The organism is Acinetobacter brisouii (assembly GCF_008993995.1).
In the GTDB taxonomy this organism is placed as follows: Bacteria; Pseudomonadota; Gammaproteobacteria; order Pseudomonadales; family Moraxellaceae; genus Acinetobacter; species Acinetobacter brisouii_A.
The window spans coordinates 41,820-53,560 of sequence record NZ_BKNN01000006.1 but is presented as its reverse complement, the minus strand read 5'-3'; the positions used below and the strand labels follow the sequence as shown (position 1 = coordinate 53,560).

General features: G+C 41.5%; 11 protein-coding genes. 7 read left to right on the top strand and 4 right to left on the bottom strand.

The genetic code is table 11. The features are described 5' to 3' along the window. The first annotated feature begins 57 nt into the window (after nt 1-57). Entirely contained in the window at nt 58-1,401 is a 1,344-nt protein-coding gene (locus GBN19_RS02935) for an aspartate aminotransferase family protein (protein ID WP_151777099.1), read from the top strand. Between the two features lie 234 nt (nt 1,402-1,635). Here the strand turns inward: GBN19_RS02935 and qhpR are convergent, their stop codons facing one another. Together qhpR and GBN19_RS02925 are read right to left on the bottom strand one after the other, a co-directional pair. Then, a complete protein-coding gene (gene qhpR / locus GBN19_RS02930; protein ID WP_151709082.1) occupies nt 1,636-2,673 on the bottom strand; it encodes an AraC-like transcriptional regulator QhpR in 1,038 nt (345 codons plus the stop codon). Between the two features lie 242 nt (nt 2,674-2,915). Further along, nucleotides 2,916-3,926 (bottom strand): phosphotransferase enzyme family protein, encoded by a 1,011-nt coding sequence (locus tag GBN19_RS02925; RefSeq protein WP_151777098.1) that lies wholly within the window; start codon nt 3,924-3,926, stop codon nt 2,916-2,918. Between the two features lie 235 nt (nt 3,927-4,161). On the opposite strand from GBN19_RS02925, the gene GBN19_RS16400 reads away from it, so the two are divergent. Continuing rightward, the gene (locus GBN19_RS16400) at nt 4,162-4,860 is read left to right on the top strand and encodes an amino acid permease (protein ID WP_266095373.1); all 699 of its coding nucleotides are present in this window, start codon (nt 4,162-4,164) and stop codon (nt 4,858-4,860) included. Next, entirely contained in the window at nt 4,794-5,555 is a 762-nt protein-coding gene (locus tag GBN19_RS16395; protein ID WP_266095372.1) for an amino acid permease, read from the top strand. The genes GBN19_RS16400 and GBN19_RS16395 overlap by 67 nt, the downstream gene beginning before the upstream one ends. Before the next feature lie 69 nt (nt 5,556-5,624). Here GBN19_RS16395 and GBN19_RS02915 read toward each other — a convergent pair whose 3' ends face one another. Then, nucleotides 5,625-6,416, bottom strand: coding sequence for a YdcF family protein (locus tag GBN19_RS02915; RefSeq protein WP_151777097.1), 792 nt, complete (start codon nt 6,414-6,416; stop codon nt 5,625-5,627). Nucleotides 6,417-6,550: 134 nt separating this feature from the next. Here GBN19_RS02915 and GBN19_RS02910 point away from each other — a divergent pair, with 134 nt between their 5' ends. Further along, on the top strand, nt 6,551-7,537 hold the full coding sequence (locus tag GBN19_RS02910) for a patatin-like phospholipase family protein (protein WP_151777096.1): 987 nt from the start codon (nt 6,551-6,553) through the stop codon (nt 7,535-7,537). Between the two features lie 183 nt (nt 7,538-7,720). After that, complete coding sequence (locus tag GBN19_RS02905) at nt 7,721-8,245, top strand: acyl-CoA thioesterase (protein ID WP_151709037.1); 525 nt, start codon at nt 7,721-7,723, stop codon at nt 8,243-8,245. 92 nt (nt 8,246-8,337) lie between these two features. On the opposite strand, the gene GBN19_RS02900 is transcribed toward GBN19_RS02905, so the two are convergent. Then, nucleotides 8,338-8,592, bottom strand: coding sequence for a hypothetical protein (locus GBN19_RS02900; protein ID WP_151777095.1), 255 nt, complete (start codon nt 8,590-8,592; stop codon nt 8,338-8,340). A 358-nt stretch (nt 8,593-8,950) separates the two neighbouring features. Here GBN19_RS02900 and GBN19_RS02895 point away from each other — a divergent pair, with 358 nt between their 5' ends. Both GBN19_RS02895 and pgaB read left to right on the top strand, forming a co-directional pair. Further along, nucleotides 8,951-9,292, top strand: a complete 342-nt coding sequence (locus GBN19_RS02895; protein ID WP_151709035.1) for an FKBP-type peptidyl-prolyl cis-trans isomerase — start codon at nt 8,951-8,953, stop codon at nt 9,290-9,292. Between the two features lie 450 nt (nt 9,293-9,742). After that, nucleotides 9,743-11,737 carry a poly-beta-1,6-N-acetyl-D-glucosamine N-deacetylase PgaB gene (pgaB, locus tag GBN19_RS02890; protein WP_151777094.1) on the top strand — a complete coding sequence of 665 codons (1,995 nt, stop codon included), beginning with the start codon at nt 9,743-9,745 and terminating at the stop codon, nt 11,735-11,737. The last annotated feature ends 4 nt before the right edge of the window (nt 11,738-11,741 follow it).

Below are 11,741 nucleotides of genomic sequence, written 5' to 3'. Positions count from 1 at the left end.
AAAACATGCAGAAAAATTAACCTCAGTCAGTATGAAACAGGTTTCAGGAGAATACGCATGAATACACGCTCAACGATTATGGACACCAACAGCTTCCGTGCTGAACATGCGGATGCTCTCGATACAGAAACACGTAAACTCACGGATAAACGCAGCAAAATTCTAGGTGATTCATATCGTCTGTTTTACCGTAACCCTGTGCATTTGGTTCGCGGTGAAGGGCAGTATTTGTGGGATGCTGCGGGCAACCAGTATTTGGATGTGTATAACAATGTGGCGAGCATTGGGCACTGTCACCCTGCGGTGATTGAAGCAGTCAATGCCCAAATGAAAATGCTCAATACTCACACGCGTTATTTGCATGAAAATATTCTGGATTACACTGAAGAGTTGCTTAAAACGGTTCCGAGCGAAGTCGATCGCGCCATGTATATGTGTACAGGTTCAGAAGCCAATGACTTGGCGATTCGTATTGCGCGTGAATACAGCGGTGGTACAGGGATTATTGTGTCGCAAGAAGCCTATCATGGCACCAGCAGTTTAACGTCTGGCTGTTCACCTGCACTAGGTACAGGTCAAGCTTTGGATGCAACCACACGCTTAGTGCCTGCGCCTGATTATTACCGTATTCAAACTGAAGATTTAGGCGACTGGTTTGCTGCACAAATCCAACAACAAATTGATGATATGAAAGCACACGGTATTAAATTTGCGGGCTTCCTTGCAGATTCGATTTTCTCATCAGATGGCGTGATGCCAAACCCAGTCGGCTTCTTGAAAAAAGCAGTAGATGTCGTGCATGCCAATGGCGGGATTTTTATTGCCGATGAAGTACAACCTGGTTTTGCGCGTACAGGCGATGCGTTCTGGGGCTTTGCGCGCCACGGGATTGTTCCTGATGTGATTACTACGGGTAAACCTATGGGGAATGGTATTCCTGTGTCTGGTTTGTTGGCAAAAGGCGATGTTTTGGCGGCATTTAGTGACCAGATTCCATATTTCAATACCTTTGGTGGTAACCCTGTGTCGATGGCTGCGGCACAAGCAGTATTGAAAGTGATTCAGGAAGAAGAATTGCAAGCGCATAGTAAGAAAGTCGGTGCATTGTTACAGGCTGAACTGGCAAAACTGATGGATAAACACGAATGCGTGGGTGATGTGCGCGGTGCAGGTCTGTTTATCGGTTTTGAACTGGTTAAAGACCGTGACAGCAAAAAGCCTGATAAAGCGTTAGCACTCGATTTGATTGAAGAATTGCGTAATACGCATCGTGTATTGACTTCAGTGGCAGGGCCTTATGGCAATGTCTTGAAACTTCGTCCACCGTTAGCATTCCAAGCGCATGACATTGACTGGTTGGTGAATGCGCTGGATCAAGCGATTACTAAACTCAAAGGCTAAACTCTAAAACATCTCATTGCAAAAAAGCCCGATCAGCAGATGGGGCTTTTTTTATGCGGTTTCTTTTATCACTATATACCCTCATCTTAGCCTTCTCCCAAAGCGAGAAGGATGTAAGGCTCGGTGATAGAAATTTAGGATGTTTCTAGTTCGACATTTTCATCACGATCTTGCGGATGCGGTTTGCCATATAAAGGGGGTAATGCTTTTAGAATTGTATTTTGAAGTCTAACATTAATTCCGCCACTGTCTTGGGTTAATCCCAAACCAGCGTTTAAATGCACGCGAAAAAGCACTGACTTCTGAATAACCCAGTAAAAATGCCATTTCAGAAATCGGGATATTTTTCTGTTTCATATAATGTTCAGCAAGCTCACAGCGCACACCATCGACCAGTGATGTGAAGGTCATGCCTTCCGATTTTAGGCGACGGGTTAGGGAACAGCTCGACATTCCCAAATCATCCGCGATATGTTCCAAATTGGGTTCACCTTCGCTCAGTGCCAGTTGAATCTGTGAACGAACCTGATCGCTTAAACCTTGTGTGGTATTGGACTGGTTGAGGAGTTGCAAGGTATCTTGCATCATGGTCAGTAGCAGAGGGTCGCTACTTGGCATATCACGCATTAAATCTTTTTTTGGAATCACAATCGAGTTAAATGGCTGATCAAAATACACGGTTGAATTAAACAACTTGCTGTGTTCTTGCCAGTATTCTGGGCGGGTATGCTCAAAGTGAATTTCACGGGGTGAATAATGTGAACCCAATACGCCACGAATCACATTCATAAACATGCCAATGGTCAGTTCAGCGTCTTGGCGACGTGTTAAAATTGCACCATGTTGGACTTGATAGTCCAGTCGCCAGCAATCTTGCTGTTCGACCATGCGGGTTAAAGTATCTTTCTGATGCAGGTGAAAATAGCTCACCATATTGCGCAGTGCAGTTTCTAGTGTAGCAGAGCACAGACCAATATAACCAATTAACCCCAGTTCTTTGGGTTGAAACTGTTGCCCATAGTGCAAACCAAAGTTGTCACAGCCTGAAATGTGAGCGGCTTGTTCTAAAACTTTACAATAATTAGGAAGTTGCAAGCTTAATGTCGGGCTTGAGAGTAACTCAGGATTGATTCCACTGATACCAAAGACACGGTCGACATCGGCACCTTTTTGCACAATAAAGTCGCTCAAACCTGATGCCGCAGCCGACAACACGCCTTGATTACCCATATTAGACTGAAAAAGTTGCGAAGAACTGGCGATGTGACGCATCTGAATCATATGAAATCTCCATATATCACATATTCATTAGATTAAGCAAAATGCATACCAACTGAGGAATCCTGAAATGGCAGTGGCATGCATTTGCTTAAAAGGGGAATCACCTGTCCGTGGTGATTAAATATTCAATATGAAAATATAACAGACTTCTTTCATCCTTGTTGACACCTGCTTTACATTTCTCCCACAAGGAAAAATAAAGGCTTGATGGTAGAAGTTTCATTCAACAAGATTTATGCAGCACCAACAGGCAGTTGTTGATGGTTCATATATTTTTTGCACAGGCGAACGGTGTGATCTGCCCAATCGGTACCTAAACTGAGTGCCATTTCGGTTTGTGCATGTGAACCAACCCACGCCATCATCTGAATACGACGTTGCATAATAAATGTTGGAATCAGTGCATATTCTTCATTGCTGATATGGGCTTCACGCTCATAACCTTCAATCCAGTTGTCTACCCATTCTGGTGCAGCAGCATGATGTTCATTAAAACTAATCGCAGCCGCCAAGTCGTGCATAAACCAGCTCATGCCACAGTCATCAAAGTCAATTACGCCGATACGGTCATTTTGCAGCAGGAGGTTGGTTAGGCGTAAGTCAGCATGAATCAGACCATAACGATCAGCAGATTGCCCAAACGTACTTAGGTCACTGCCGATACGTGCTACAGCTTCTTCAATAATCTCGTGATCCGATTTTTTTAAATACGGCGCATTGCGCCAGTCGCCCCAGTGACCTTCTGCACCGAGCATGGTGTCGTGATTCCAGATAATGCGTTGGAAACTGTCAGGCATTTGCCAAGTTTTGCTGTGGCGGTGTAGTTTCGCCGTGATTTGTCCAAGTTGCTGAAACGCAGTCGGATCGACTTCTGTGGTTGGCATATCGCCTTCAACCCAGTTAAACAGGGCGGCATAACGGGTTGTGCCATCGCTTAATGCCAGTGTCAGCACGCGTTCGCCGTGCTCACTCAAAATGGCTTGAGGTACAGCAATTCCGCTTTCGGTGAGTGCATCAAGCCAGTGTAATTCGCTCTCAATATCTTGTTTGCTGTGATAGTTCGGGCGATGAATGCGTAAAGCATAGCGGGCTTTATCGGTACGCACTAAAAAAGTCGCATTTTCAGATTGGCAAAGCAGTTTGACCTGTCCTTGGTAGGCTTTTGGATATTGCAAAATTGCTTGTTCAGCAAGCATTAGGAGCGTATTTGCATCTAAATATTCGTTTTGTTCTACGTGATTCATACCGTGCTGACCTCGTCTGTTCACCATGTCATGTTGAATGTGGCATGGGAAGATTTCCATGATTTGTATACAGCGTATGCGAGATTGATTTTTGTCGACTTGACAATAAACCAATAAAACTCGTCATTTAAAGTCAAGTTTTCTGCTTGTTGCCCGACGCATTATCTAAACAAGGACGTGCAACAGGGGTGTTGCATCAAACAATTTCTATTCTTCTGTTGAGAGGAGTGCTGCAATGAGTCATCAGCTAAAACCAACACTAGGAACCTTTCATTTGTGGGGGATTGCCGTTGGACTCGTGATTTCAGGCGAGTATTTCGGCTGGAGTTACGGTTGGGGAGTCGCGGGTACACTGGGCTTTTTAGTCACAACGCTCATCGTTGCGACCATGTATACCTGTTTTATTTTTAGTTTTACTGAGTTAACCACTGCGATTCCACATGCAGGCGGGCCTTTTGCTTATAGTCGCAAAGCCTTTGGCGAAACAGGGGGATTCCTTGCAGGAATTGCCACATTAATCGAATTTGTCTTTGCACCACCTGCAATTGCGATGGCGATTGGAGCCTATCTCAATGTGCAATTTCCAGATATCAATCCTAAAATGATTGCACTCGGTGCCTATGTTGTCTTTATGGGACTCAATATTGTGGGGGTACAGATCGCTACTACTTTTGAACTCATTGTGACTGTTTTGGCGGTGATTGAACTACTGGTGTTTATTGGGGTAGTACAACCAGGCTTTAGTTTTTCAAATTTTGTGCTGAATGGTTGGGCGGGTTCAAATCATTTTAGCGGGACTGCAATGTCAGGTATTTTGCAGCTATTCCATTTGCGATCTGGTTCTTCTTGGCAATTGAAGGCGCAGCGATGGCAGCCGAAGAAGCCAAAGATCCGAAACGTACCATTCCACGTGCCTATATCACAGGGATTTTGACACTGGTGGTTTTAGCTTTCTTGGTGATGATTTTTGCAGGCGGTGTAGGTGACTGGAGCAAACTGTCGAATATTAATGATCCATTACCACAAGCGATGAAAGCAGTTGTTGGCAACAATTCATCTTGGATGCATATGTTGGTGTGGATTGGTCTGTTTGGTTTGGTGGCAAGTTTCCACGGTATTATTTTAGGATATTCACGTCAAATCTTTGCTTTGGGTCGTGCAGGGTTTTTACCAAAAAGCTTGGCAAAACTTTCTCGATTCAATACACCGCATCGTGCGATTATTGCGGGTGGTGTGGTCGGAATCGCTGCCATCTTTAGTGATAATATCATTAATATTCAAGGCATGAGCTTAACGGCTGCGATTGTCACTATGGCATGTTTCGGTGCATTGCTGATGTACATCATGAGTATGCTCAGCTTGTTCAAGCTTCGCCGTTCTGAACCGAACTTGAACCGTTCATTTATGGCACCCGGTTATCCAATTATTCCAGGGATTGCTTTAGTGATTGCAGTGGTGTGTTTTGTGGCGATGTTCTACTACAACGGGACAATTGGCGCGATTTTTGTCGGGTTTGTGATAGTGGGTTATGTGTATTTCTTGGTAACCAAAAAACAGCGTGAACTGAGTGAGGAAAATCAACAACTTTTGAATGAAGTGGATGTGCAACAACTGCCTGAACATTCATAGAATACGATGATGTTGAGAGTTGAGTGAGCGCAAAAGCCCGAGTTTCTCGGGCTTTTTATTTATCGTGACTTAATATTCCTGCAAAATTTTTCCACTCATAAATGCAAAGTATTCTCTTAGCCATGCGTTATAACGTGTTTCTAACGGTGTTTCTGCTGCCAGCATCATGCTATGACTGTAGTTCTGTTTTTTGGCAATCGCCTGTGCACGAATGGTATGGAAATCACTGGTAACAATGGCAATTGGCATATCTTTGCTAATCTGATGCTGCACCAATAAAACTGCACTATTTTTGAGATTTAATTCTGTGCTGGTGCTGCGATCTTCTTGCAGCATACGCTGTGTCGATAATCTGTATTTTTGCTGTAAATAGGTTGCCATAACCTCTGCTTCAGTATGTTGCTCACTAAAATCTAAGCCGCCCGAAAGTACAATCCATGCTTGAGGTTGCTGCTGAGCAAGCTGAGCAGCACGATCAAGACGCAAAGCTAAAGTTGGGCTAGGTTGTCCCCGAATCGTACCACTGCCTAAAACAATGATCGCTTTGACAGGCTGATTGATGATTTGATCTTGAATATGATTTTTGAGTTGATAGGCGAATATTGCCAAGGTCATGAGCCAGATGACAAACAGTCCCCAAAGAATGAAATAAGTTTTTTTAATTTTTGGATGCCGATTTAAATAATCTTGAATCTGTGTCCATGCGAGCGTGATCACCAGAAAACCTGTGCCAATCAAAAGTGGCAGCACAATCCCAATATGAATTTTCCCTTGTAATAATAGATATAAACTGTCCACAGTCAAAAGACTTGCAACTAAAAATAAAATAATTCGAAAACAAGTGATTAAGAAAATTCGCATAGAAACCCAGTTGTTTTTTGGTAAAAAGCAACGATTAATCATAATGAAACAATACTGTAAAGAAACAGTTCAAAACGGATTATTCTTTCACAGTAAAATGCCTGCGATTGCCTTTGTTTGTTGTAATTTTAGTGATGCTGCTTATGAAAAATTGGATTCTTTCTGCGACTTGTTTGACGCTACTCACAGCATGTCAAAGCATCCCGCACAGCGTTACTCAACCTGTACCGCTCATCACGAATCTTGTGAATGACGTGACAACAGAACAGGCTCAGGTACGCCCCAATTTAATTGATTTTGAGAAGATTAAACAGCAACAGCATCGACCAGTTGTGGCTTTAGTGCTCGGGAGTGGTGGCGCACGTGGTTATGCCCATATTGGGGCGATTCAGGTTTTGGAAGAACATGGAATTCGTCCTGATTTTATTGTGGGAACCAGTGCGGGGAGTATCGTTGGGGCACTTTATGCCAGTGGTAAAACACCTGAGCAAATTAGAGAGATTGCCCTGAATATGAAAGTACAAGATGTCCGTGAGATTACCTTACGTAAAAATGGATTCTTAGATGGGGCTAAAGTTGAGCATTTTATTAATGATCAGATTGGAAATCTACCTTTAGAAAAAATGAAAATCCCCTTATTTGTGGTTGCGACTGAATTGAAACAAGGCAAAAAAGTGGTCTTTAATTATGGCAATACAGGGCAAGCAGTGCGTGCATCGTCTGCGATACCGAGCATGTTCATTCCTGCAATGATTCAAAACAAAGAATATGTTGATGGAGGCTTGGTCAGCCCTGTTCCTGTCGATGTTGCGCGACAACTGGGTGCGGATGTCGTGATTGCGGTCGATATTTTGGCTCAACCACAATATACCGAAACAGCAAATATGTGGGGATTGTTCAATCAGAACATTAATATTATGCAGCAACAGTTATCACATGCCGAATTACGACATGCCGATATTGTCATTCAACCTGACTTGCGTGAAAAAGCGCATATTTTTGATGTGACTGAGCGTGATCAAACTCGTTTGGCAGGTGTGTATGCAACACAGGCAAAATTAGCCGATATTCAACAGGTCATTCAAGAAAAAGAGCAACAACTTCTTGTCGCATCTCATTAATTTTTGATTGATTGATCAGCATCTTTTTAAGAAAAATCATAAATACAGCGCATTTTGATAAGATACGCTGTATAATCCTGAGTGCTTTTATCTGAAATATTGATGAATAAACTGAACAATAACAATAAAAAAATCGGTTATAATCCACGCTTGTCAATTATTCTTTAGTCGAAGAGTGTTTTAATGTCACCTTTAGATCAAGTTCTACAGTCAGCGGATGACCAATCTGAATTAACCATGACGGTGTTAATGACACCTGATATGGCAAATTTCTCAGGGAATGTACATGGTGGAGCCATCTTAAAATTACTGGATCAAGTGGCATATGCTTGTGCAAGCCGTTATTCGGGTAGTTATGTTGTGACTTTATCTGTCGATAAAGTAACGTTTAAAGAACCGATTTATGTAGGTGAGTTGGTTACATTCCTTGCAAGTGTCAACCATGTAGGTCGTACTTCAATGGAAATCGGGATTCGTGTAGAGGCACAAAATATTCGTAGTCGTAGTATGCGTCATACCAATAGTTGTTTCTTTACCATGGTTGCCGTAGATGAACATGGTCAACCGCAAGCAGTACCTCCTTTGAAACTTGATAATGAGTGGAAACGCTGCCGTTTTGAGGCGGCTGAACAGCGTAAGCAATTACGTTTACAAGAAAATCACCACCAATCTTGTAGTATCTTTAAAGAAAGTGCAAAACAAGGCTAAATTTTGCTGAGTGAAAAAAAGACTGTGGGTAGCAACCACAGTCTTTTTTTTATTTAATTGATACAACTTCGTATTGTCTTGGGTCTTTTCCTTTAGTGCTTGGATTTACTTTGACCCGATGCATGGCTCGGTGTGGTTGAGTTTTGCAGCGTTTGATCAGTATGTGTTGAGCCTTGGGCACTATTGTCTAAACTGCCACTGGTGGTGCTGTTGCCTTGTTCTTGTGTGGAAACCACGACTTTACCATCCTGATTTACTGTGCTGGGTGAAGCATTTGGCGTTGCTGCAAATGCCGCAATCGATGTTGTTGCTAGAGATGTTGCAAGTAGAATTTTGACAAGTTTCATAAAATGGCATCCTTTAAAGTCTTCGATTCATTCATCTGATTTGGATCAATCTGAATGTGAACTCATCGTAAGTGGCGCATAGCAAAACGGCAAATCATCTGACAAAAAATCACATCTGAGTTACGGCTTGAGCACAGAAGCAATATTTTTGTGAATAGGTCGTAAAAAATGTGTTACTCGAAAAGTGTAAAATTGTGAATAAAATGTGTATTTCATGCTGAAAAAAACAGCATGGTTTTTACATTGTGGTTACATATTGGGCGTGAGTCTTTTTTTTAAGAAAAAATAAACGGTCAGGCATCGGTTTATCTCTGGAAAATCGTAAAATACCGATTCATTTTGATTTTGGATGTGACTCATCATGCAAGAGTTGGAAATTATTGATCTTAAACTTGGAACAGGCAAAGAAGCAGTGAAAGGTGCTTTGATTACGACCCATTACACAGGTTGGTTAGAAGATGGAACTCAGTTCGATGCATCAATTGATCGTGGTCAGTACTTTGAATGTGTCATTGGTACAGGACGTGTGATCAAAGGTTGGGATCAGGGCATTATCGGAATGCGCGTTGGTGGTAAACGTAAATTACGGGTTCCTGCACATTTGGCATATGGCGATCGCAAGATCGGAAAAATTATTCCAGCAAACTCAAATTTGGTGTTTGAAATCGAATTATTTGATGTCAAAACTCGCGATGAGTAATCCGTTTTGATGGGGGATCATTTGGTGATCTGCCAAATGATCTATGTCAAAAAAATGAAATCCAAGTGTGTTAAATTATGTCGCGAAGATGTGCTGAATTGTAAGATCTGAATTGATTATGTAGATAAAAGACATGATGATTTTATAAATCACACAATTTTTTATCCTAAAATCAGTTTATATCTTTATCAGATCTATGAATTTCTTCAACTTTGTTTCTGGTTTTAAGTTTAAAAATTTCACTAGATTTTGAAAAAAATCACAAGATGAATGTCAGGATGTTTCCAGCAAACAGCCAAACTTTTAAGCTTGTTTTCAGTTTAATTTTTGAAAATATATCGTACTTACTAATCTGAAGCATCATGCAATATAAAAGCTTGTTTCTACGACTTGAATGTTTGAAATGTCATATCAGATTGGTCACATCACGATTTATAAAACAGGCATATTATGTTTAATCGCTTTTTAAGTTCGGTACTTGCAACTTGCGTTGGTATGGCTGCTGTTGGTATGACACAGGCTGTTTCTGCAAAGAAGCCAAAAATTAATCCAACAACGCTGACCGTGATTGGTTATCACGAAGTGACTGATGATAAAGATGCGTTGATTCCGCAATATTCGGTCACAACAGCTCATTTTGAAGAGCAAGTTCGCTACTTACAGAAAAATGGTTTCCACTTTATTAGTGTAGATCAGCTTCTAAAAGCACATCAGGGTAAAATCTCTTTACCTGAAAAACCTGTGTTATTAACAGTTGATGATGGCTATGAAAATTTTTATCAAAATGTTTATCCATTTGTGAAAGCCAACAAAGTTCCTGTGGTTTTGGCTGTAGTGGGTTCTTGGTTAGAGCCAAAACCAAACCAGATGGTGAACTTTGGTGATGAAGAAATTGCACGTAACAAGATTTTAACTTGGGCTCAACTCAAAGAAATGAGCCAAAGTGGTTATGTTGAAATTGCTAGCCACAGTTACAATTTACACCGTGGTATCATAGGCAACCCGCAAGGAAACTCTGAACCTGCGGCAACCACACGTTTTTATGATGCAAAAACCAAAACCTATGAAGGTGATGGTGCTTATGCCAAACGTATTTATGATGACTTAAAGAAAAATAATGACTTGATTAAAGCACATGGTATTCCTTCACCACGCGTGATGGTTTGGCCATATGGTCGTTATAACTTGGAAACAGTCCGTATTGCCAAAGAATTAGGCATGCCAATTACAGTAAGTCTAGATGATGGCCCTGTCTATCTGAAAAAGTCTTTGGGTGCGATTAACCGTATCTTGGTTGAACATGACATGACCTTGAACAGCTTGTCACGCGAAATTGAGATTCGTGATAAAAACAGGGGTGACAATTACCGTCCACAAAAGATCATGCATGTTGACTTAGACTACATTTATGATCCAGATCCAGCACAACAAGAACGTAATTTGGGGAATTTGCTAGATCGTATCCAGCAAATGCATATCACTACAGTATATTTACAAGCATTCTCTGATCCAGATGCCAATGGTTCAGCCGATATGGTGTATTTCCCGAACCGTTATATTCCTGTACGTGCCGATTTGTTCAACCGTGTTGCTTGGCAAATTCAAAGCCGTACACAGGTGACTCGTTTATATGCGTGGATGCCACTCCTTGCATGGGAATTGCCAAAGTCAAATCCTGTATCGAAAGATTTGGTTGTGACTCAGCAGCCGAAAAACAGTGATCACTTAAATATGGGTTATATCCGTTTAAGCCCATTTTCTGCTCCAGCGCGTCGTGTGATTGAAGGCTTGTATCAAGATTTGGCGAAATCTTCAACGTTTAATGGCATCTTGTTCCATGACGATACCACATTGTCAGATTATGAAGATGCAAGCCCGTATGCATTGAAAGCCTATGCATCAGCAGGTTTATCTACCAATTTAGAGCAAGTTCGTAATAATGATGCTCAACTGGAAAAATGGACAAAGTTTAAAACCAATTATATTGATAACTTTGCCTTACAGTTGGCAGGTGAAGTGCGCCAATATCAACCATTTTTGATGACTGCCCGTAATTTATATGCACAAGTGGCTTTAAATCCTTATGCAGAAAATTGGTATGCACAATCCTTAGAGCAGTCTTTAAAACGCTATGACTTTACTGCAATTATGGCAATGCCATATATGGAGCAGGCGGAAAATAAAGATAAGTTCTATCAAGATATTGTGAATCGTGTGAAATCTTATCCGAATGGCTTGCACAAAACCGTATTTGAGTTACAGGCAGAAAACTGGCGTACCAATGAGCCTGTACCATCGCAAGAGTTGGGTGATACCATTGAGTCACTCTATAAACAAGGTGCTTTACACGTGGCGTATTATCCAGATGATCCAATTAAACAATTGCCAAATGTGGATATCATGCGTAAAGCCTTTGATTCTAAATCAGATCGCATAGTGCCGTAGGAGT